The organism is Paraburkholderia sediminicola, from assembly GCF_046030555.1.
In the GTDB taxonomy this organism is placed as follows: domain Bacteria; phylum Pseudomonadota; class Gammaproteobacteria; order Burkholderiales; family Burkholderiaceae; genus Paraburkholderia; species Paraburkholderia sediminicola_E.
The window spans coordinates 130,545-152,944 of the sequence record NZ_JAQQCH010000019.1 but is presented as its reverse complement, the minus strand read 5'-3'; the positions used below and the strand labels follow the sequence as shown (position 1 = coordinate 152,944).

The 22,400-nt window shown below is 64.8% G+C and carries 22 protein-coding genes; 13 read left to right on the top strand and 9 right to left on the bottom strand.

The features are described 5' to 3' along the window. From PQQ52_RS25130 to pilV, 9 genes are all read left to right on the top strand, one after another. Nucleotides 1-476, top strand: a 476-nt coding sequence (locus PQQ52_RS25130; RefSeq protein ID WP_408217227.1) for a toxin co-regulated pilus biosynthesis Q family protein, incomplete at its 5' end; no start/stop codon positions are given. Next, on the top strand, nt 476-2,215 hold the full coding sequence (gene pilN, locus PQQ52_RS25125; RefSeq protein WP_408217225.1) for a PilN family type IVB pilus formation outer membrane protein: 1,740 nt from the start codon (nt 476-478) through the stop codon (nt 2,213-2,215). The genes PQQ52_RS25130 and pilN, both read left to right, overlap by 1 nt. Before the next feature lie 25 nt (nt 2,216-2,240). Next, nucleotides 2,241-3,509, top strand: a complete 1,269-nt coding sequence (pilO2, locus tag PQQ52_RS25120) for a type 4b pilus protein PilO2 (RefSeq protein WP_408217223.1) — start codon at nt 2,241-2,243, stop codon at nt 3,507-3,509. Next, the gene (gene pilP / locus PQQ52_RS25115) at nt 3,499-4,164 is read left to right on the top strand and encodes a type IV pilus biogenesis protein PilP (protein WP_408217221.1); all 666 of its coding nucleotides are present in this window, start codon (nt 3,499-3,501) and stop codon (nt 4,162-4,164) included. Before pilO2 ends, pilP begins: the two co-directional genes overlap by 11 nt. A 473-nt stretch (nt 4,165-4,637) precedes the next feature. Continuing rightward, entirely contained in the window at nt 4,638-6,287 is a 1,650-nt protein-coding gene (locus PQQ52_RS25110) for a GspE/PulE family protein (protein ID WP_408217237.1), read from the top strand. Beyond that, nucleotides 6,277-7,353 (top strand): type II secretion system F family protein, encoded by a 1,077-nt coding sequence (locus tag PQQ52_RS25105; RefSeq protein ID WP_408217218.1) that lies wholly within the window; start codon nt 6,277-6,279, stop codon nt 7,351-7,353. The genes PQQ52_RS25110 and PQQ52_RS25105 overlap by 11 nt, the downstream gene beginning before the upstream one ends. Before the next feature lie 93 nt (nt 7,354-7,446). After that, the gene (locus tag PQQ52_RS25100; protein WP_408217215.1) at nt 7,447-8,019 is read left to right on the top strand and encodes a type 4 pilus major pilin; all 573 of its coding nucleotides are present in this window, start codon (nt 7,447-7,449) and stop codon (nt 8,017-8,019) included. A gap of 32 nt (nt 8,020-8,051) precedes the next feature. Continuing rightward, nucleotides 8,052-8,525, top strand: a complete 474-nt coding sequence (gene pilM, locus PQQ52_RS25095) for a type IV pilus biogenesis protein PilM (RefSeq protein ID WP_408217213.1) — start codon at nt 8,052-8,054, stop codon at nt 8,523-8,525. Next, entirely contained in the window at nt 8,518-10,143 is a 1,626-nt protein-coding gene (gene pilV / locus PQQ52_RS25090) for a shufflon system plasmid conjugative transfer pilus tip adhesin PilV (RefSeq protein WP_408217210.1), read from the top strand. Before pilM ends, pilV begins: the two co-directional genes overlap by 8 nt. Nucleotides 10,144-10,275: 132 nt before the next feature. On the opposite strand, the gene PQQ52_RS25085 is transcribed toward pilV, so the two are convergent. Next, nucleotides 10,276-11,376, bottom strand: a complete 1,101-nt coding sequence (locus PQQ52_RS25085; protein ID WP_408217208.1) for a type IV pilus twitching motility protein PilT — start codon at nt 11,374-11,376, stop codon at nt 10,276-10,278. Nucleotides 11,377-11,486: 110 nt separating this feature from the next. On the opposite strand from PQQ52_RS25085, the gene sctC reads away from it, so the two are divergent. From sctC to PQQ52_RS25065, 4 genes are all read left to right on the top strand, one after another. Then, the gene (sctC, locus tag PQQ52_RS25080; RefSeq protein WP_408217205.1) at nt 11,487-13,280 is read left to right on the top strand and encodes a type III secretion system outer membrane ring subunit SctC; all 1,794 of its coding nucleotides are present in this window, start codon (nt 11,487-11,489) and stop codon (nt 13,278-13,280) included. Nucleotides 13,281-13,349: 69 nt separating this feature from the next. Next, complete coding sequence (locus tag PQQ52_RS25075; protein WP_408217202.1) at nt 13,350-14,441, top strand: sensor histidine kinase; 1,092 nt, start codon at nt 13,350-13,352, stop codon at nt 14,439-14,441. A gap of 21 nt (nt 14,442-14,462) precedes the next feature. Beyond that, on the top strand, nt 14,463-15,260 hold the full coding sequence (locus PQQ52_RS25070) for a response regulator transcription factor (protein ID WP_408217199.1): 798 nt from the start codon (nt 14,463-14,465) through the stop codon (nt 15,258-15,260). A 3-nt stretch (nt 15,261-15,263) separates the two neighbouring features. Beyond that, the gene (locus PQQ52_RS25065; protein ID WP_408217196.1) at nt 15,264-16,688 is read left to right on the top strand and encodes a type II/III secretion system family protein; all 1,425 of its coding nucleotides are present in this window, start codon (nt 15,264-15,266) and stop codon (nt 16,686-16,688) included. 54 nt (nt 16,689-16,742) lie between these two features. Here PQQ52_RS25065 and PQQ52_RS25060 read toward each other — a convergent pair whose 3' ends face one another. The 8 genes from PQQ52_RS25060 to sctQ all read right to left on the bottom strand — a co-directional run bounded on the left by PQQ52_RS25060 (nt 16,743) and on the right by sctQ (nt 22,399). Beyond that, a complete protein-coding gene (locus PQQ52_RS25060; RefSeq protein WP_408217193.1) occupies nt 16,743-17,198 on the bottom strand; it encodes a CesT family type III secretion system chaperone in 456 nt (151 codons plus the stop codon). Between the two features lie 112 nt (nt 17,199-17,310). Continuing rightward, a complete protein-coding gene (locus PQQ52_RS25055) occupies nt 17,311-17,520 on the bottom strand; it encodes a hypothetical protein (protein ID WP_408217191.1) in 210 nt (69 codons plus the stop codon). 141 nt (nt 17,521-17,661) lie between these two features. After that, nucleotides 17,662-17,922, bottom strand: a complete 261-nt coding sequence (locus PQQ52_RS25050; RefSeq protein WP_408217188.1) for a type III secretion system protein — start codon at nt 17,920-17,922, stop codon at nt 17,662-17,664. Nucleotides 17,923-17,961: 39 nt separating this feature from the next. Beyond that, complete coding sequence (hrpD5, locus tag PQQ52_RS25045) at nt 17,962-19,047, bottom strand: HrpD5 family protein (RefSeq protein WP_408217185.1); 1,086 nt, start codon at nt 19,045-19,047, stop codon at nt 17,962-17,964. A gap of 44 nt (nt 19,048-19,091) precedes the next feature. Beyond that, nucleotides 19,092-20,333, bottom strand: a complete 1,242-nt coding sequence (locus PQQ52_RS25040) for a hypothetical protein (protein ID WP_408217183.1) — start codon at nt 20,331-20,333, stop codon at nt 19,092-19,094. After that, nucleotides 20,330-20,593, bottom strand: a complete 264-nt coding sequence (gene sctS / locus PQQ52_RS25035) for a type III secretion system export apparatus subunit SctS (protein ID WP_408217181.1) — start codon at nt 20,591-20,593, stop codon at nt 20,330-20,332. Before sctS ends, PQQ52_RS25040 begins: the two co-directional genes overlap by 4 nt. Nucleotides 20,594-20,604: 11 nt before the next feature. Further along, nucleotides 20,605-21,261 carry a type III secretion system export apparatus subunit SctR gene (sctR, locus tag PQQ52_RS25030; protein WP_408217179.1) on the bottom strand — a complete coding sequence of 219 codons (657 nt, stop codon included), beginning with the start codon at nt 21,259-21,261 and terminating at the stop codon, nt 20,605-20,607. Beyond that, nucleotides 21,248-22,399, bottom strand: coding sequence for a type III secretion system cytoplasmic ring protein SctQ (gene sctQ / locus PQQ52_RS25025; RefSeq protein WP_408217176.1), 1,152 nt, complete (start codon nt 22,397-22,399; stop codon nt 21,248-21,250). The genes sctR and sctQ overlap by 14 nt, the downstream gene beginning before the upstream one ends. Nucleotide 22,400: the final 1 nt, after the last annotated feature.

Genomic DNA, 22,400 nt, shown 5'->3' with positions numbered 1-22,400 from the left:
AACCGCAACCGCAACCGCAACCGCAACCGCAACCGCAACCGCAACTACAGCTGCCGCCGCAGAATCCGCCGGCTGCATCCGCCGGGGGAAGCGTGCTGCCGACATCGCGCGAGGACAGCCCGTTGCCGCAAGGCACACCGTTGACGCTGTCGGTGTCGACCTCGGCGCAAGACCCCGCGCCGACGCCTGCCGCTGCGGCGCCAGCCGATCCGGCCGCCGCCCGCACCTGGGAGCTCAGGCTCGCCGACGGCTCCGTGCGCACCGCGCTCGCGCGCTGGGCGCAGGACGCGGGCTGGCAGTTCATCTGGGCAGTGCCGACCGACTTCACGATCGACGCGTCCGCCACGATTCACGGTTCATTCGAGGACGCGTTGCATTCGGTCGTCGACGCGCTCAGCCATTCTCAGGTGCCGATTCAGGCAGTCCTATACAAGGGCAATCACGTTTTGCGGGTCACCGCGAAGGGAGCAGGTTGATGCGGTTACTTCGTCACTTCGTCGTCGTCGTCATTTCCATGTGCGTGCTGGCCGGTTGCACCGGTCTGCTCGCTCGTCTCGAGCACGACACACACAGCGACGTCGCGCGCGCCGATCACCTGCTCGATCAGGCGAACCACGGCGACAATCGCGAGCACGATAGTGACGCGGTCGTGGTGAGTGATCAGCTCTGGCTGTCGGGCAACACACTCAGGCTTGCACCGCAAATGCTGATGCCGGGCGTATTCAGGGAGCCGGCCAGCTTCGACGGCACGGTCGATTCGCTGCGCACGTTCGCCGACCGGATCGGGCGCATCACCCACTTGCCCGTGAAGGTCGCGCCGGGCGCCGACGAGGCCGCCACTTATGCCACGCAAGGCGCGGGTGCGAGCCTGTCCAATGGCGGCGCATCGTCGGCGAATCCGCCGCCGCTTCCGACGGGCCTGCTGCAAAGCCCGTCGCCGACGGGCGGGCGTGGCAATCAGGCGACGTCATTCGAGATGCGGCCGGTGCATATCGTGTACGCGCATGGCGATCTGCGCGGCCTGCTCGATGCGGCGAGCGCGCGCTTCGGCGTGTCGTGGAAATATACCGACGGTGCGATCGTGTTCTTCTATACCGACACGCGCGTGTACCAGGTCTCGGCGATCCCCGGCGATTCGAAGCTCGACGCCAATGTGATGAGCGGCGCGAGCAATAGCGGCGGGGTGTCCGGCGGTGGGGGCAGTGCCGGCGTCAGCGGCGGTTCGATCGGTGGCAGTGGCGGTGGCGGGGCGAATGCGTCGCCGTCAGTGTCGTCGGATAACACCTCGAACACCGTGATGAACGCACAGTTGTCGGTGTACGGCGGCTTGCAGTCGGCCATCAAGGCGATGTTGTCGCCGGCCGGGTCGGTCGTGCCGTCGCCCGCCACCGGCTCGATCACGGTGACCGACACGCCGGAAGTGCTCGAGCGCGTCGGCACGTTCATGGAACAGCAGAACCGCGTGCTGTCGCGGCAGATTTTGATCAACGTAACGGTGCTGTCGGTGTCGCTGAACGCCGACGACAGCTACGGCATCAACTGGAATGCGGTGTACCAGGCACTGAGCACGCGCTTCACGTTCGGCGGCAACATTTTCCAGGGGCTGACGGGCACCACGCCGGCCACTTTCTCGGCCACCGTGATCTCGCCGCAAAGCCGGGCTAACGCCACCAGCGCCGTGATCACCGCGCTCTCCGATCAGGGCACCGTGCGGCGCAAGACATCCGCTTCGGTGACCACGCTCAATGACCAGCCCGTGCCGGTGCAGGTCGCGACCCAGACGAGCTACCTCGCGCAGGTGTCGACCACCAATACGGCCAACGTCGGCAGCCAGACCTCGCTGTCTCCTGGCACCGTGACGACCGGCTTCAACCTCACGCTGCTGCCGCACATTCTCGACGACGGCACCGTGATGATGCAGTTCTATACCAACATCTCGTCGCTGACGGCGTTGACGACGTTCCAGAGCGGCAGCGGCAGCAACAGCGAATCGATCCAGTTGCCGACCGTCGACACGCGCAACTTCCTGCAGCGGATTTCGATGAAATCCGGCCAGACACTGCTGATTGGCGGCTACGAAGGCGTGGTCGACAACGGTACCCAGAGCGGCATCGGCTCGCCCGCCAACTATGCATTCGGCGGCGGCTACACCGCGCAGCGTTCGCGCGAGGTGATTGTGATCCTGATCTCGCCCGTCACGATGAACGGCGCCTGAGCCTTTACGGACCGAGCTCCCCATCATGGCAACGCAAATCATCCAGATTGACCGCCATCGGTTCGTGTGCGGCCTGTTCTGGCAATCGTTGTCGCGGCGCCAGGAGTTGCGCGCCGAAGCCGTCGAGCTGGCGACCCGGTTGAACTTCGATGCGATGGTGCTGCGCATCGACCGCAATTTCGCGGGCGCCGGTTTTGCGAGCACCCGCGAAGGCGCGCAGTTCGGTTTGCCGTCGCTCGGCGCACTGGTGTCGAGAACGATCGCGACCGAAGGCGCGTTCTACGACGGCCGCCAGCAACCGGCGCCGAACTGGCTCGGCGCGTTCAGCTTGCCGGACGGACGCTGGGCGTATTTCGCGGTGCGCGACGGCGCGTTCCTGCCGAACGGCGACTGGGTCGGCAGCGCGGAGGAAGTGTTCGAGCATCTGCATAGCGATTACAGCCTCGGCGGCTGGAACGTCGTGATCGGCGACCCGAGCATCGAAGCACAGGGCTTCCACAATTTTTATCCACGCCGCATCGAAGACATGCTCCCGCGGCGGGCCGGCAAGACCCGTTTGCCGAGCTGGCTGAATCTGGTGCCGGTATCGCGTAATCTGCAGTGGCGGCGGCTGGCGATGATCGTCGGCGGGGCGTTGGCGCTGAGCGTGGTGATCTACGGCGGGCTGTTGTATCGCGCTTACCGGCAGAACATTGCACGCGAGAGAGCGTTCGAATATGCGCGGCAGCAATTGCTGCGGCATCCGTCGCAGGCGCTCGCCAAAGCGCCGCCGGTGCATCCGTGGGCGAGCATGGCGCGACCGTCGGTGTTCGTGCGCTATTGCCTCGATCATCTCGACGTGGTCGGTCCCGGTGGCTGGCAGGTCGACAACTATGTTTGCCGTCCGAACAACGTCAGCTTCAACTGGTCGCGCAACGACTCGAATGTCGCCATTCTGCTCGCCGCCGAGCCGCGCGCGGTGGCCGACACGAGCGGCGATCATGCGTCGCTGGTCAAGCCGTTCGCGTTGCCGGCAGGCGGTGACGAATCGATCGACGGTGTGCATGGCGTGCGGATCCGCCTGCTGTCCGTGTTTCAACTGCTCGGCATCGCGCTGCATTTCTCGTTGCAGCGTCCGCCTACTCAGTCGGCCGCCGATGCGCTGCCCTGGCAGGTCTGGCATTTTTCCGCGGAGCTGGGTGAACTGTCTCCGCGCAACGTGATGGATTATCTGGACGAGCCTGGCGTACGGCTGGAAAAACTGGCGTATCAGTCAGGCCAATGGAGCATCGAAGGAGTCGTGTATGAAAAATGACCGATCGTCAGAGCGTGCTTCAGAAACGGGGCGATACCGCTCGCCGGCGGGTCGCGCGCTCGTGTTCGTTTGTGCGCTTGCGGGTTTTGCCGGTGTTGCGGGTGTCACGTTCCCCACGCCGGCTCGTGCGCAAGCCGCGTCCACGCCGCTGACCGTGAAGGCCGCGGCGCCCGCGCCGGGTGCCGCGCTCGCCCGCGCCACGCCACCGCCGGACCCAACGGCGTCGCCGGCCGCGCTTGCCGCCGCCAACCAGTTGATGAGCCTGCAGGAGGACACGGTGATCCTGAAAGCGCAGTTGAAAAAACTCGAAGCGCAAGCCGATGTGGCCGCGCGCCAGGACGCGCTCGGCCGGATGGGCCACGCGGTGAATGCCGATCAGCTCGGCGTCGTCGCCACGCAAAGTCTCGGCAACACGATGATGGCGACCATCGACCTCAACGACGGTAGCGAACTCGACGTGCGCGCCGGCGACCAGTTGCCGAACGGCATCCGCATCGTGTCGATCCGTCCGGGTGTGGTGGTGGTCGACAGTAACGGCCGGCGCAGCACGCTGACAGTGTCCTCGCCGCGTCAGCGCGAACCGCGGATGGTCGCGGTCAACGGCATGTCGTCAGGCGTGCCGCCGATTCCTACTCTTCCCATGCCAGCGAGGTAAGCATCATGGCTTCTCCTCTGCACCCAGCCAATCTGTTCAAGAAAGGCTTCGCGCCATTTTCGACGCCGGCGCTGGCCGCCGCGCGCGTACCCGAGCCGACCTCGACCGGACCCGCGACGCCGCCTGTCGTAGCGCTCAACCTGTCGCCGACGCTCGCGGCCGCGCAGCGCGCGGCACGCGGTGAACCGGCGGTACAAGGATCCGTTCAGCCGCCCGCTGAAGTGGCTGCGCCAACGCCTGATCAGGCGGGCGAGCACGCGGACCTGCAAAGTGCCGGCGAGGTGCCCGTGCCGTTGCCCGATGAACCGGCCGCCGAGCGGGCGAGTTCTTTGACGCATGAGGCCGCCACCGAACTCGCCGCGCAACTGCCGCCGCCGCTGTCGCTCACGCCACCGACCTCGTTCGCGCCGGACGCCGCGCCGCAACTGCTGATCCCGACGCCGACCTCGCCGTTCGGCGCCGCGCGCGCCGCGATGGCCGCCCGCGCCGAGGCGCCGACGCCGCCGGCCGCGCGGCCGCTGTCCGATGCAGGTGAGTACGCGGCCAGCAAGGAGGAGCGCAAGTTCCTTTGCCTGCTCGACGACGGCCGTCTGCTGATCGCCGAAGGGCATGACATGAACCCGTTCGTGCTGTCGTATTGCGCGCGGCTCGAACGGCTCAACTATCGCTACGCCGCCCAGGTCGTCTCGCTCGACACCGTGCGGCGCGCCTATCAGGGCCAGCGCCGCGACGGCACCGGTGAGCGCGTCGATCATACGCAGATGCAGGTGATCGCGAAGAACCTGATCGCGCGTGCCTGCACGGAGCGCGCGTCGGATATTCACATCCGCGTGAACCGCTTCAGCACCGAGATTCTGTTCCGCATTCACAACGAACTCGCGCGTGTCAGCGAGCAGACCCGCGAATACGGCGAACGCCTGCTGGCCACGCTGTATTCGGCGATGGCGAGCGTATCCGACAACACGTACAAGCCGACCGAGCGGCAGGACGCCAGTATCGGCGATCGCGACAAGCTCCCCGAGCGGCTGTTCGGCGTGCGGATCGCCACCGCGCCGACCAGCGTCGGCAGCGTGATGGTGATGCGGCTGCTGTACAACGACGCGGGTGAAGCCGCATCGCTCGAGGAACTCGGCTTCACCGCGCAGCAGGCGGAGGCGATCGAGTCGCTCAAGCACCAGCCGCACGGGATGAACATCATCAGCGGTCCGACCGGGTCGGGTAAATCGACCACCTTGCAGCGCGTGCTCGCTGGCCAGATTCGCGACATGGCCGGCTCGATTCACGTGATCACCGTCGAAGACCCGGTCGAGTACCCGATCACTGGCGCGGTACAGACGCCGGTCGTCAACGCGCTGACCGAAGAGGCGCGCTCGACCGCTTTCGCCGCGGCGATCGCCAACGCGATGCGGCTCGATCCGGACACCATCATGATCGGCGAAATGCGTGACCGCGCGTCGGCGCAAAGCGCGTTGCGCGCGTCGATGACCGGCCACCAGGTGTGGACGACCGTGCACGCCAACAGCGCGCTCGCGATCTCCGACCGCCTGACCGATCTTGGCCTGCCGCTCGCGATGGTGACCGACGAAACGCTGATCACCGGTCTCATCAGCCAACGCCTCGTGAAGCTGCTGTGTCCGCATTGCTCACTGTCGTTCACCGAATCGATCCCGACGCTCGATGCGGCGCTCGTCACGCGGGTGAAGCGCGCGGTGGGCGACCGGTTCGACCAGGTGCGCCTCGCCGGACCGGGTTGCGCGCATTGCAGCAAGGGCACCGTAGGACGCACGGTGGTGGCGGAAGTGATTCGCACCGACACGACCTTCAGCGAATTGCTGCGCGAAGGCCGCAAGGGCGCCGCGCACGATTACTGGATTCACGAACTGGGTGGGCAGACGGTCGCCCAGCATGCGATCGACAAAGTGGCGGCGGGTCTGGTCGATCCGCGCATGGCGGAACGGGTGGTCGGGCCGCTGCCGGCGGCCGGCAGTCACGGCCAGCGTGCACGCCACCGTGACGGCGAGCGCAAGCCGGCCCGCAGGAGCGTGCGTGCCGTGAACGTCAAGGGTAAAGGCAAGGTCAAGGGCGAGGGCAGCGACGGCGCCGAGGACGGTCATGGCGATTGACCTTAATCGCGGCTGGGCGCGTTTGCAATTTACCGCGCATGGGCGGCTGCGCCTCTATCGCAAGATCGCGAAGATGCTCAGCAACGGCCTGCCGCTGCTCAAGGTGCTCGAGGAACTCGAAATGCGCGCGTCGCACGAGGGCCGCAAGCCGAACGAAGCGGAAGCGGTGGTGCTGTCCGACTGGCGCCGCGTGGTGCAGAACGGCGGCATGCTGTCCGAGGCGATGCAGTGGTGGGTGCCGCACACCGAACAGATGATCGTGATGGCGGGCGAGCAGTCGGGTCGCCTCGAACTGGCGTTGAGCACGGTCTCCGCCGTCGTGACGTCGGGACGGCGCATTCGGACCGCGATCGTCGGCGGTCTAACGTATCCGCTGGTGATCTTCGTGATGACGCTCGGCTATCTGTACCTGTTCGGCAAACTGGTGATTCCACGCTTCGAGATGATCGTCAGTCCCGAACGCTGGCACGGCGTCGCGCATTCGCTGTATACGATGTCGCGCTTCGTGCAGGGCTGGATGATCTATTGCGTCATCCTGGCTGTGCTGCTGATGGTCGCGCTGTTCTATTCGATGCCGCGCTGGACCGGCAATGCACGCGTCATTCTGGATCGCTATCCGCCCTTTTCGGTGTACCGACTGATTGTCGGCTGCGGATTTCTGGTGGCGTTTTCGTCGTTGCAGGCCGCGGGCTTCACCGTCGAAAAATCGCTGAACCGGCTCGCCGACAACGCGCAGCCGTGGTTGCGCGAACGCATCGACGACATGCTGTTCGGCGTCAAGTCCGGGCTGAACGTCGGCGAGGCGATGAAGAACACCGGCTACCGCTTTCCGTCAACGGAGATCGTCGACGACCTGTGCGTCTACGCGGAATACAACGGTTTCACCGAGGCGCTGCACGCGCTCGCGGACGAATGGATGCAGGAAGGCGTGACGATCATCGAGGCGCAGATGCGCATCATCAACGGGATTGCGATCATCACGCTGGCGCTGGTTTTGTCGTGGCTGATTACCGGTTTCTTCGGGATTCAGCAGGAAATTGCCGCTATGTCCCGCTCGATGCATTGAGCGCGGCGTTTAATCGTTGAATAGCGTCACTGCGGGGATGCCGCGCGGACAGGACACCGCCGGCAGCAGTCATTGGCCATTAAGGAGAACCACATGCAGCAAGTAGCAAAACGGGTTACATCGGTGCGTGACATTCGTGTTCGCCGCGCGCTTCGTGCTGCGCGTAAGGATCAACGTGGTGCGTCGTTGCTTGAAGCGATTGCGTATCTTGGGATTGCGGCGATTGTGGTGATTGGGGCGGTGGCATTGCTGAATGGCGCGTTCAGTAGCGCGGGGACGAATGAGTTGGCGGAGCAGGTGAATGCGATTCAGAGTGGGGTGAAGAAGCTGTATATGGGGCAGTCGAACGGCTACAACGGCATTACCACGAGCACGCTCGCAGCCGCTGGCGTGTTTCCGAGCACCGTGCCGGTCAACTCGACAACTGGCGATGTGACGAACAACTGGGGCGGTCCGGTACTGATCGGTTCGCCGTCCCAAGGCACCTTCACGATTTCCTATGCAAACGTACCCAAGGCCGTGTGCATCAACGCCGTCTCAGCGGGGGGGAGTTGGACGGGAATCTCGGTGGGCGGAGGCACGGCACTGACCGTGCCGGTTTCGCCTGCGGATGCGCAAACCGCCTGTGCCACCGACTCGAACACGATCGTCTGGACTTCCAACTGATTCACTGCGAGCCCTGCATCTGAAACCCCGCCATGTACATGCTCTGGGCCCTGGCTTTCGTCGGCATGCTGACCGGCGCTTACGCGCTGCTCGGCAGCGAGACCAATCCGTCGATGCCATCCGCGGCGACGGTGAATCTCGCGAGCAGCCTGAGCGCCTACCGGCAGGCGGTGATCACCTACGTGCTCGCCAATCCAGGCTTCGCGGGCAGCGTGCCGGCCGACAGCCTCACGATGCCCGCCGGCACGCAAACCACGTCGTTGCAGAACTACGTGCTGCCGAACAGCGGCATCGCGGGCAGCCTGGTGGTGGTGTACGGCACCTCGGCGCTGTCGGGGTCGGCTGCGTCCGACATCGAACAGATGGCGCAGGGTTCCGCGCTCGCCGGGGTCAAGCAAGGCGGCTTCGTGCAGTCGCCGGGCAATCCGCCAGTGCCGTTGCCGGCTGCGCTCGTGAACAGTGTGCCGAACGGCGCGGCGGTGTGGATGGCGCAGGCCTATGACTAAGCGTTCGGTGCGGCGCCGGCGCGCATCCGCGCGCGGCTTTACGATGATCGAAGTGCTTGTCGCGCTGGCGATTACGGCGCTGATGGTGGGCGGCATGATGAGCATGATGAACTCGACGCTCGAAGACACGCGCGGGCAGCAGGCCGCGTTGTATCAACAGCAGTTGGGCGCGGCGGCGAAGCAGTTGATCCAGCAGAACTACACCGCGCTGTCCGCCGCGGCGACTTCCACGACGCCGGTGGTCGTGCCGCTGGTGGGCTCGCCGTACCAACTGTCGACTTTTCTGTCGGCCAACGTGAGTAACACTAACGCGTACAGGCAAACGCCGTGTCTGCTGGTCTACGGCGGCACGGGCGGCGCATTGCAGGGGCTGCTGGTGACCGAGGGCGGCACCACGATCCCCGACCCGGAACTCGGCTACATCTCGGCCAATTCCGGCCAGGGCGGCGGCTCGATTCCGTCGATCAACAATGCCGGCGGTGCGGCGAAGGGCGCGTTCGGCGCGTGGTCGGTAGCGACGCCGAATCCGGCCGGCGCTTCGTGCACGGGGACGAAAGCAGGCGGCGGCCATCTCGCGAGCGAGGTGTTCTTCAACGGCAGCCAGGCGCAGAACGCGGACTTTCTGTATCGCGTCGCGGTGCCGGGGAATCCGGCTGCCAACACGATGCAGGTGCCGATCGTGCTAGCGAAGCAATACGTCGATTACTCGGGCTGCTCGACGCGCGGCGCGATTGCTGCCGATGCCACCGGCAACGTGGTGAACTGCGACGGCACCAGGTGGGAACCACAGGCGTCATTTCACTGGCGCGCGCCCGTTGCCGACGAATCTTCGCTGAGCGCGGTTCCTTCGGCCATGCAGGGTGACGTCGTCATGACAAACCTGACCAACCGCGCCTACACGTACAACGGCTCGGCATGGCAAGCGTTGGCGGTCAACGAAGCGGGCAATCTCGATCTGGGCAATACACAGGTAGTCGGCAATCCATGCACCACGACTTCGCCGACCACGACCCCCATCACCACCGATGCGCAGGGCCGCGTGCTGTCATGTCAGAGCGGGAAGTGGCAGACCCAGTCGGAGCTGACGCAGAACGGCAGCACGACGGGCTGCGAATTGATCATGGCATCCGCTGGCGCGACGGACTACAGCGGCTGCCTGGGGCCGCCCGGCGCGAATTACAAGGCGTCTCCGTTCGTCTACAACGCGGTGAACGGCACCTATTCGTACGCGGTAACGGTTTCGGTCACGCTGGATAAACCCGGCGGCGTGGTAGCGACCACGTGGGCGCATATGAACGACGGCGTGTGTACCACCGGCACCAAACCTGGCGCGCAGGCGCAAATCTCGCAGAGCGTCGACGTTATCGATGTCGCGACCAACACGTTGGTTAGCCACACCGAAAGCCAGAGTCCGACGCTGACCGACGATTCCGGCGGTATCAACAACAGCGTGACGCAGGCTGTGGTGGCCGGCAAGTACAACGTGGTCGTCACGACCAACTGGGCAACCTACGCCATCATCAATACGCCGTGGACCAGCAGCTTCTGCGGTCAAGCGGGCACCACCATTCCGAACACGCCTGTGGCGGCCGGATGGACGGTCAGCAGCTTCTACTGAACCACGGATACCGACCCGATGAACCGACCGGCTCCATCCTCCCGCTCACACGCACCGCGCCGCATCGCGCCGTGTGCCACGGCGCTGGCATCGCGCCGCGGCCACGACATGCCGCCGTACGCCGCTTCACCGTCACCGCGGCACGATCGCCTGCAACAGATCGTGCAATTCCAGCCGGTTATACGTCGTGCGCATCGCATCGCGTGGCGTGCAGATGTTTTTCGCCACCAGACTCGCCAGATGTTCGTTGAGCAGGCGCGACATGTTGTCGTGCTTGCGCTTCATGAAGTCGCCGATCAGCGGCAGCTTGGCCGGATCGGTCAGCATCGCGCCGATCTGCTGGTTGTTGTTGAACAGCAGTTCGCTCGCCAGCACGAAATTCTCGCCGTCCTCGGTCGGCACGAGGCACTGGCAGACGACGCCGATCAGCGAATTGGCGAGCGACGCCGCATAACGCTCGCGATGGTCGGCCGGGAAGAACGACAACAGCCGCGTGAGTGTGCCGACCGCGCTGCCGGTGTGCATCGTGGCGAGCACGAGGTGACCGGATTCGCCGGCCTGCAACGCGGTTTCGGCGGTCTCCGGATCGCGGATCTCGCCGACCATGATGACGTCCGGCTTCTGCCGCAACGCTTCGCGCAGGCCCGCCGGGAAACTCGGCGTATCGGTCGGCACCTCGCGCTGCGAGATGATCGACGAATGGCTTTCGAGTTCGTATTCGATCGGCTCTTCGATCGTGACGATGTGGCTGTTGCGCGTGCGATTGATGTGATCGAGCATCGACGCGATCGTCGTGGTCTTGCCCGAACCGGTCGGGCCGGTGACCAGCACGAGGCCCTTGGGGCTGTCGATCATGGTGCGCACGTACGCCGGCAGGCCGAGCTTGTCGAACGGAATCGGCTGCAGCGGCAGGCGGCGAATCGAGATCACCAGCTTGCGCCGGCCGTAGGTGCGATAGATGTTGCAACGCAGCCGGCAGCGCGTCAGCACGAAGGGGCGGTCGATCGCGCCGTGCTGCAGAAAGTTTTCCCAGTCCGGTTCGATCGATTCGAGCGTGGGCATCATTTCCTCGAGCAGCACCGGTTCCTCACCGACCGCGAGCCAGCCGCGCGGCGCCTTGATCATGATCGGCCGGTCCTGCTCGATGTGAATGTCGGTAAAAGTTTGCCGCAGATCGATCAGATCGAGGATCTCACGCGTGAGATCGCGCCGTTCGAGGTGGGGGTTATGCATATCGAGGCCTGCCGAAGAAAGACGGATGGGAAATTCTCACACGAAACGGCACGCGGCGTATCGCCGGATGTCACCAGATTCAGTCATCAACCGGGTCAGGGTAAGCACATATGAAGTGGAGTAGACAGCTGAACGCCATCGTATTGGGCGCTGCCATCGCGCTGGCCACGGCCACGGCCGCACCGACGCTCCAGGCGGCGCCGATCCACTGGCGCTCGCCGGTGGTCGACTATGCCGCCGACGGCAAGGATATCAAGGACGTGCTGCGCGATTTCGGCGCGAGCCAGGGGCTGGCGACCAACATCGCACAGGGTGTGACCGGCACCGTCAGCGGCAAGTTTCATCTGGCGCCGCGCCGTTTCCTGGATACGCTTGCCGCCTCGTTCGGTTTTGCGTGGTATTACGACGGTGAAGTGCTGAACGTGGTGCCGTCGTCGGATTTGCAAAGCACGCTGATCAAGCTCGACAGCGCCGGCACCGCGACCTTGCGCGACACGCTCGCGCAGATGCAGATTGCCGACGACCGCTTTCCGATTACGTACGACGCCACCCAGGGCACCGCGATCGTCAGCGGACCGCCGCGCTACGTGCAACTGGTCACGCAGATCGCCGAGCGGATCGACTCGAATGCGGCGCGCCGCAGCGGCACCTCGGTGCGGGTGTTTCCGCTGAGCCATGGCTGGGCGCAGGATCGCACCGTGACGCTCGACGGCGACAAGGTCACGTTGCCAGGCGTGGTGACGGTGCTGAACAATCTCTACCATCCCGAGTCCGCGAAAGCGAAAGACAAGGACAAGGGCGGCGATTCGCGTGGCAACGGCCAGGGTGTGACGCGCAACAAGCCGATGAACGACGTCAACGGACAGGCGAACAACAGTCCGTATTTTGCGCCGCCATTACCGCCGGGTAACGCGAGCAGCAGTAGTGGAGGCGGCATGTTCTCCGGCCTGACCGGCGAGCCGTCGCCGCAATTGCAGTCGGCGGTCGGCGGGTCAGACCAGGCGACCACCATACCGACCACGATGGGGCCGGGCACCGACGGTTCGTTGCCGGTGATCGTCGCCGATCAGCGCACCAACTCGGTGGTGATTCGCGACACGCCGGATCGCATGGGGCAATACGACACGCTGATCGAGCGCCTCGACGTGAAGCCGCAACTGATCGAAATCGAAGCGCACATCATCGAAATCGACGACAACGCGCTGCGCCAGCTCGGCATCGAATGGACCGCGCACAATAGCCACATCGACATCCAGACCGGCACCGGCACCAGTGCGCAGAACAGCTATAACGGCACCGTGTCGCAGAACTTCGGCAATACCACGCTGCCCGGCAACGTGACGGCGGCGGCCACGCCGGTCGGTTTTTCGATGGCGGCGGTGCTCGGCGACGCGGGCCGTTATCTGATGGCGCGCGTGTCGGCGCTGCAACAGAACGACACCGCGAAGATCGACGCGAGTCCGAAAGTCGTGACACTGAACAATGTGGAAGCGATCATGGACAACAAGACCCAGTTCTTCGTGCCGGTGCAGGGCTATACATCGGGCGATCTGTACAGCATTTCGACCGGCATTTCGCTGCGCGTGCTGCCGATGGTGGTCGAGGAAGACGGGCATACGCGCATCAAGCTCGACGTCGCGATCCAGGACGGCCAACTGACGTCGCAGACCGTCGGCACCTTGCCGGTGATCCAGAACAGCAACATCAACACGCAGGCATTCATCAACGAAGGGCAGGCATTGCTGATTGCCGGCTACCGCGCGGATAACGAATCGGGTGGTGTGACCGGCGTGCCCTATCTGTCGAAGATTCCGCTGCTCGGCGCGTTGTTCCGCACCGACAACCGGACCAAGAATCACATGGAGCGGCTGTTTCTGCTGTCGCCGCGCGTCATCACCCCGTAAGCGCACTTCATCGCACGTGAACGCGCAGCCGGCATAGCCGCTGGTGAACTGGTAAAAAGGAGATCGACCGTGGACGAAGCAGCCCGGCAGTCCGCAGAGCAGACCCGGCGCATGCGGGCCATGATGGACAGCATGCCGTGCGGCGTGATCGCGCTCGATCACGCCGGCCAGGTGCTCGACGCGAGCGAACGCGCCACCGGCCTCCTGAACATGGCGCTGCCGGCGGGCACCGATTTCGCCTCCGCGCTCGGCGACCAGTTCTCACTGACCGAGGTGCTGCGCCGCGAGGATATCGAGCGTGGTTTCGATCTGCACATCGACGACACCACGCTGTGGGTGCAGGCTAATTTCTGTGCCGACAGCGCGATCGGCATGGTGGTGACGGTAACCGACGTGTCGCCGTTCAGCCGCTCGGTCGATGAACGTGCGATGTCGTTGCGCTTCCTGCTGCACGATCTGCGCTCGCCGCTCAATTCGATCAGCGCGCTGACCCAGCTCGATTCGAGCGACCCGGAAGCGTTCGAGCGTTGCGGCGGCATGCAGCAGATCACGCAACTGGCGCACTACGTGTTGTCGCTCGGCGAGCAGTTCATTTTCAGTTCCGTCGCCGAGCATCTGAATACGCGCGATTTCAGGCGCTTCGATTTGCGCGCGACGCTGCGGCAGATCGCCTCGCAGCTCGAAGTCACCGCGACCTATTACGGCGTGCCCTTGCGGCTCTGGCTGTCCGACAGCTCGCCGGTGTGGGTCAACGGCATGCGCAACTTCGCGGCGCGCGCGATCCAGAACGTGATCGACAACGCGGTGCGGGCGTCGCCGCGCGGCGACCCGGTGACGGTCTCGCTGCGTCATGTGGACGGTTTCGCCGAAGTGATCGTCAACGATCGCGCAGGTGGTTTGCCGGGTTTGCGCGAAGCGGGCGGCCGCATCAACCGCTTCGATACGCTCGGCAAGAAGAGCGCGACTGGTTTCGGGCTCGGGCTTAAGCTCGCGGTGCAGATCGTCGAGTTGCATGGCGGCACGCTGTACGCGGAATTGAATGAAAACGGCGGCACGACTTTCGTGCTGCGGCTGCCGTGCCTGAATTCGGGTTCGGCGCGCGTGCCGGGCGGTGGTTCGCTGGTGGATGCGGACCGGGCGTTGCATGCGTCGCGCGAGTAATTTTGCAATCAAGGTTCGACAATGAAACTGATGTCAGGCAGACCCGTGCGCATCCTGCTGGTCGAGGATGATCCGGCGCATCACGCTTTACTGCTCTCCTGGTTGAAGACCGAGGGGTATCAGGTCAATTCGTTTCACAATGGCCTCGAGGCCCAGCAGTTTCTGGTCGACAACTGGGCCGATCTCGCGATTCTCGACTGGGACATTCCCGGCGTGTCGGGCGACAAACTGCTGCAGAAAATCCGTGGCCGCTCACAGTCCGCGATGCCGGTGCTGTTCCAGACGGTGCATTCGGCGGAGTCGGATATTGTCAAGATTCTCGACGCCGGCGCGGACGACTATCTGGTCAAGCCGTTCGATCGCCAGGTGGTGCTTGCGCGTTTGCGCGCGTTGCTGCGGCGCTTCGGTTCGTCGAACGTGCAGGGGCGCAAGATGATGGTCGAAGACTGCGTGCTCGATCAGCAGGCGCGTTCGCTGGTGACAGCAGACAGCGAGTCGCATCCGCTCGGCACCAAGGAGTTCGACATTCTGTGGCATCTCGCGTCGCATCTGGGCGCGGTGGTGTTGCGCCAGGATCTGATGAGCGTGGTGTGGGGCTGGGACGCCGCCGTGCAAAGCCGCTCGGTCGACATGTATGTGAGCCGCGTGCGCGGCAACCTGAAAGCGGCGGGCGTCGGCTGGACCGTGCAGTCGGTGTATGCGACCGGCTACCGGCTCACGCTGCGACCGGACGGCGAGGGCCGCGACGGTGAAACGAACGGCGGTAGCGCGACCGGTTCGGGTTCGGATCCGACCGCATCCCCACCGCGGCGGGATTGAGCCATGCGGACACGGGGGCGGGTGCGCGCGTTCATGCGTTATTCGGTGCTGGCCGGCGCGCTGGCCGCTACGGTTGGGGGCGCGGGTGCACTCGGCGCGGTGCGCGCCGGTCGCGATTTCGGTTCCGACTCCGCTGGCGCCGGCTGGCATGGCAGCCGCTTCGTGTATGTGTCCAACGGCAGCAGTCTCGCCGATACGCTGAATCTGTTCGGTGCCGATCAGAACGTGCCCGTCAGCATAAACGGCTCCGTCACGGGTATTGTCCGTGGCCGCTTTGCGATGGCGCCGCAGCAGTTCCTCGACACGCTCTGCGCGTCGTTTGGCCTCGTCTGGTATTACGACGGCGCGGTGATCCAGATATCGCCCGCGAGCGATCAGCAAAGCCTGACGATGCGGCCGAACTATCTGTCGCCGCAAGCACTGGCGGCGGCGCTCGATCACGCTGGCATTTCGGACCGGCATTTTCCGCTTCGGACCGATGCCGGGTACGGCACGCTCAGCGTCACGGGACCGGCGACCTACGTCGAACGGATTCGCGGCGCCGCGCAGCGCTTCGAACTCGGGGCGCAGGCACGCGTGCGCACCGGCGCGAAGATTCTGCGGCTCACAACGGCGAGTGCGGCCGATCAGGTGCGCGTGATCGACGGGCGCCAGCTCGTCGTGCCGGGTGCGGCGAGCCTGCTCGCGCGTCATTTCCAACAGACGCGACACGACCCGGACGGGGTGCACGTCGTCGAGTTTGCGGCGCCGTTGCCGATCATCGAAGCCGATGCCGCGACCAACTCGATCCTGATTCGCGACAAGTCCGAGCGGATCGACGGCGATGCGATGCAGGTCGCCGATTTTGACACCGCATCGCAGGTCGTGACCGTGCAAACCTGGGTGATCGACGTCGATCGGGATGCGCTGGCGGAGTTGGGTGCGGCGGTGCCGGCGAGCGAATCGCTGGTCGTCGCCGATGGCGGCGGCGATCTGTTCGCCCGGCTGCACGCATTGGAACAGGTGCACCGTGCGCACACCGAGGTGTGGCGCACCGCGGTCACGTTCGACCGCGCACCGGCGGTGATCGACCGGCATGAGGCACGGCTCGCGCAAAGCGTGGGACTCGTGCCGGCCAATACGGCGGATCTGTGGCTCGCCATCGAACCGACGCTCGATGCCGATCCGACGGTTCAACGCATCGGCTTGCGTGTCGATCTTGGCCCCGCCGGCACGCCGCCGGCGGATCGGCCGGGGCAGCGGCCGCGCGAGCGGATCGTTGCGGCCACAGTCGCGGCCGGCGATTGCCTCGTGATCGTGGCGCCGTCTTCGGGCACGACGGATCAGATGGGGCCCGTGAATCCCGCGGATGCGGCCGACGCGGCGAATCCTGTGAATACCGTCCGACGACAGCGTCTGGTGCTGTTGATTCCACGCCTCGCGACCTGAGACTGCGGCGCCGGATCCGGCGCCGCGAGCCATGCTCAAGGACGCTCAGGCATGCTAAGCACGCAGCCAGAGATAGTTGCCCGACACGATGCCCTCGAACATCTCGTCGGACGACTCGATGATATTGGTTTGCCAGTAGCGCCCGTGCTCGGCATAGTGCGCGAACAGTTCGGCCAGGTATTCGCCGGTGAGGTCGTCGGTCATCGGCACGTGCACCAGCAGCACGATGCTGCCCGTGTCGGCGTCGAGACACAACTGCGCCTGATCCTGCGCATAGATCAGCAGGTTCGCCTCGAGCATCAGCTTGAAGATGACCAGCGTGCGGCCCGGCGTGACCGCGCCGTAGTGAAAATTGACGTAGAGCGCGCCCGGGTCGTTCTCGTAATTTTCCAGCCGGACGTCGAAGCCTTCAATTTCGAGCGTCCTTGTTTCGAGTACGTAATCGGCGTCGGGCAGGCCGACCACATCGCAGATGTCCCGAACCAGCTCCGCGTATCGTTCCTGGCTCATGATGGCGCTCGCGGTGACCGAAAGTAAAAAAAGAAAAGGCTACGAAACTGGCGCCGCCGAAGGGCCGCCCAATCCCGTAACCCGTACCTGCATCCCACGAGTGCGTGCGGGCCTACTGACCCTTCGCGGCGTCGGAAATATTCTTGGCGCCCGTGTTTTCGAGCGATGCGACTGCGGAGGTTTCCTGCTGTTCCTGATTGATCTGCGCGGCAGCCATCGTGAACTGATTGCTCGCATTCGCCGAAGCCTGCATCTGGGCCAGCATATCGGCTGAGTTCGATGCGGACGATGTTGCGCCAGAGCCGCTGATAGAACCTGACATGATGATTCTCCAAAAAAGTAAAAGAGTGAGTGAAAATCACTGCAAGGCATGAAGCCCGGTGCTGCTACCGCGAAGTCAGTAATGCAAAGCGTGAAAAATACATGAATCAGATCGTGAACCCCCACCACCCGCCGTGTCGACTCACACCGTCACGCCGCGCTCGTTGTGACGCTCATGCAGCGTGAGAACGATACGGCGTGCGGCGATCATCCCGCGATATAGCTTCTGCAACTCGACGCGCTCGTGATCGTTCGCCGCCGACTGCGTGACCGTGCTGATGCGCTGAGCGGTTTCGTCGAAGGCCGCGGCGATCCGCGCGACGCGTTGCTGGCTGTCCGCCGCGTTGAGCGTGGCGTCCAGTGTGTTCAGGTCCTGCGCGATGGGGAGCAAGGCGTCGTACATAACGGTTCCTCGTGAAGTCGTGGGTTGAATTCAATCGAATCAGTCGATGCGTTTGTTGCCGGGATCGGCGCTGTCGCCGCCGGTGTCCAGCAGATGCTTGGTGCCGTCCGGCGTCTCGATGTAGCGCAGGCCGCCTACCGACACGACCTCGGAGTAGCGCGCATCCGGAATCGTGCTACGGGCTTCTTTCACATCGACATCGAGCCGCCTGATGTTGGCGTCCAGATCCGGCTTGACGTTGGCCAGCAGCGCGTGAAACTTCTTCATCGACGGCACCGTGCCGCTGACGAGGAACACGCCTTTACCTTTGTATTCCACGTGCGCGCCGGTGTCGCCCAGCGATTGCTGGATGTTCACTGCGTCCTGCTGCGCCACGTCGTATTCCCTGAGCGCCTTGCCGCGTGCCAGCTGATCCATGAGCCGGCGCGCCGAGTCGCTGTCGTCGGCGGTGCGTACGATGCCGCGCACGATTACCTGGCCGCCTCGCGGCTTCACCGTCAGCTCGTTCAACCCCGCTCGATGCAGCGCTTCGGCAAGCAGTCGCGCTGTCGCGTCCGGATCGAACTTCACGTTCGCCGCCTCGGTGGACTGCGAGCCAGCCATCAACACGCCAGCCGTCGAGAGCGCCACGATCAGCACCGTGCAGGCGAGTGCGAAGCCAGCCGTGCGTAACGCCTTGGCGCGCGGCAGAGGCCGCAGTGGCAGCCGCGCTTCGCGGTCCGTCAGTTCCGGCTTGAGCTGCGGCGCCGCTTCCTGTTCCTGTCTTTGCGCGTGAGCGTGTTCTTCTGTCTGTGTTGCCTGCGCTGCCGGGGCATCCGGTTCCGCCGTCCGCCACAGGGGCGCCAGCAGATCCAGATCGCGCGGCCAGGCCACGTCGTCGGGGCCGACGCAGAACACCACGTCGCCGTACGGCACCGCGACGAAATCCGGGACCAGGACTTCTTCGCCGCCGTCGAGGCAAAGCCGCGCCACGCCGTCTTCGCCCAGCGTCAGCACGAGTTCGCCGACCTGCCAGTCGCTGATGCAGATATCCGCATCCTCTGCGCCGCCAAGACGATAGGACCCTACCGTCAAGCGGATTTGCGCGCCAGCATGGATGCCGGTCAAAACTCGCAGCGCTTTCATGCTCGTGGTCCCATTAGACGTTGCGTGAATCCGATGACTTCAGTTTATGAGCCTGTACCGGGTGCTGCGGGTACAACGCGAACTTCCGACGGCTTATCCGAAGCAGTCGGCACGCCGTTCGAAGCGGCGAGGGCCGGCATCGCCGCCTTCACGTCGATCATCAGCTGGCGCACCGACAGCAGGCTCTGGTCGTCGATCGGATAGCCGACGCTGAAGCGCTTGCGGGCCATCGTCAGATCGAGCGAATGACTGAGAATGCCGACGCCCGCCGACGCCTTGGCGGACACTGTCCCGCCCGCCGGAGCGCGCTGCTGGCTGAACATCGCGCTGGCGATTTGCGACTGCATGCGCGCCGGGCTGCGCCGCATCGCACCGGGCGATGTCGCGTTGAGCACCATCAGCGGCGCGAGCGCGAAGCCGCATTCGAGTTGCGCGGCAAGGCGCAGCACGACCTTGGCGAAGGTCTGCAGCAGCACGCGGGCCGTGTCGATAGAGTTCGCGTTGTCGAGTTTGGCGCCGAGCACCTGGAAATTCTCCGGCACCTTGACAGTCGTGCTGATCTTCCTGCCCGTGACCGCGAACTTCGGCGCGCCGCGTTCGCTGTTCTTGCCTTCGCGTGGCGGGTGTTGCCGTGGCTGTTGTTGGGACTGCTGTTGAGGCGGCTGTTGCGACTGCTGCTGGGATTGTTGTTGCGACGATTGCTGCTGTTGCTGGTGTGGATGGTCGTCGTCGTGATTGCCGCCGCCATTGCCGCCATTGCCGCCGTCACGGCCATGACCGTGGCCGCCGTTGCGCTTCTGCTGCGACTCGCCGTCTTTCTGCCGCTCCTTGTCCGGTTGCCGCTGCTCCTGCTGGCGGTCTTTCTCGCGATCCCGTTCTTTCTGCTTCGGCGTATCCTGGTCGCGCTCGCGCGGCGCCGGCTGCTCGTGCAGTTCCTTGTCGGTGTCCTGGTCGTGCAGCGCTTCCTTGTCGTGGAGTTCTTTGTCTTTTGCGCGCAGTCCCGCGCCCTTGCCGGCGGCGCCTTTGGGCGTTGGCTTCGTGCCGAAGCGCGTGGCGACTTTTTGCGCGAGCGGGCCGCGTGCCCCCGCGCCGTGACTGTGCGCCCAGCGCTTGTTGAGGGCGAACTTCGCCGCCAGCATGCTGTGGCGCACGCGCGCCTGCTGCATCCTGGTGTGCTGCAGTTTCTGCGATCGGGTGGTCTGCTGCGTGTGATGCAGCTGCGTGGTCTGCTCCTGCAGCTGCGTGGCCTCGGGCGTGTGGCCGCCGTGCGTGATGCGATTGTTCATGACGGCACCGCCATGACGACGATTTCATTGGCGAAGCGCAGCAGTGCCGACGCGCCCCAGGTGCCCATGATCAGGATGGTCGCCACCACGGCGACCAGTTTCACTGCGTAGGAGATGCTTTGATCCTGCATCGATGTAATCGCCTGGATGAACGAGATCGCCAGCCCCGACACCGCTGAGACAATCACTACGGGCATCGAGATCGACAGACACAGCAACAGGCCTTCGGTCGTCAGGCGAACCAGCGTATCGGTTTCCATCGCAACTCCCTTCAGCGATAAGTCATCACAAGACCGTGAATCAGCGTCGACCAGCCGTTCATCGCGACAAACAGCAGTAGCTTGAACGGGATCGCGACGTTGGTCGGCTGCACCTGGTTCAGGCCCATGGCCATCAGCACGTTGGCGATCACCACGTCGACCACCACGAACGCGATGTACAGCAGAAAACCGATCTTGAACGCGTCGGTCATTTCGGTCAGCGTGAAGGCGGGCGCGAGCACGATCAGGTCGTCTTCGCGCAGTTTGGCCGCCATGTCCTTCGGCCAGATCGCCGAAGCCGAGTGCACGAAGAAGCGCTTCTCGCGTTCGTGCGCATGGGCCTTGAGGAAGGCGCGGAACGGCTCCTTGCCGGCGTCGAACGCATCGAGCACGATCGCCGACGAGTCGCTGCCGCCGCGGTGCGGCATGCTCTGCATATTCTGCACGGCCTGCATGCCGATCGGCGCCATCACGTACGCGGTGACGAGAATCGCGATGCCGTTGAGCACCATGTTCGGCGGCACCTGCTGTACGCCGAGCGCGTTGCGCAGCAGGCCGAGCACGACCACGATCTTGGCGTACGAGGTCGCCACCATCGCGACGAACGGGATCATGCCGATCGCGACAACCGCGATCAGCAGCCCGGTGAGATCGCTAAACTGAACCATGGCCGGACGCCATCTGCACGAGGCGCACGCCGAGATGGTCGCCGACGGTGACGAGCTCGCCGAAGCCGATCGTCTGGCCATACGTGACGAGACGAATGCGCGCGTCCGGCAGCGCCGTCGGCAGTTCGAGCACGTAACCCGCGCGCAGCGCGGACAACTGTGCGACCGGCAGCGACACCGTGTCGATCTCCAGCTTCAGCGGCAGATCGAGATGTTCGATCTCGACGGGCGTGTTGTGGGAGTCGGCGAGCGGCGTGCTGAAACTCATGTCGTGGCTCATCGTAGGGTTCTCGGTCAAGGTGAGGAGGTGGTCGGCGATGTCGGCCAGCGCATGCAATTGCCGGGTGCCGGGATGACCCCACACCACCGGCAGCCGGACCGACTCGGTTTGTTTCAGGAAAAAGGCCCGCAGCGCGGCCGGCAGGGCCCGCAGGATGATGTCGCCGGGGCGCAGCGAGTCGAGCGTGGTCAGCGTGATCGACTTCTCGCCGAGCAGCAGCCGGCCGGGCACCGTGACTTCGCTGACCCGCGTGGCGAACGGCATGCGGCGTTGCGCGACCAGCTGCTCGAGCGCGTCGAGCCAGCCGTCGTCGATATGGTTGAAGACGGTGTCGTAGCGCGCCTCGCCGAGCTGGAACGACACCGTGCAGCATTCGGCATCCGGCGCGGGTGGGGCGGTGTCGCCGCCGGCTGCCAGATCAAGCCCGCTCACTTCGACGCCTTGCATGCCGAGGTCAGCCAGCGCCTGCCGCAGCGGGCCGAGCAGAAAGCCGCCCACCTTCGCGCGCAGCGAGGCTTCAATCGCCGGATCGACCTCGCCGGTTTGATCGGCGCGCACGACGCTGGCGAGGTCCGTCAGTTGCGACAGGTCGACCAGCAGCGATGCGTTCAGCGCACCCCAGCGCAGACGCAAGATGGCGGCGCGAGCCGGATCGATCGGGTTGCGCATGCCGGCTCGCCAGTTGGCGATGCCGAACTGATGGGCGAGCAGTGCGTCGAGCCGTTCGTCGACCGCGAGCCGCTGCATCCGCGCGACACCGCGCGTGAGCCCTGGCAACCGCGTGAAATCGAGCGCGACGGGCGTCGGTTCGATTTCGGTGGCAGCGGGCTGGACAGGCCGCGTGTCGATAGGATTCATG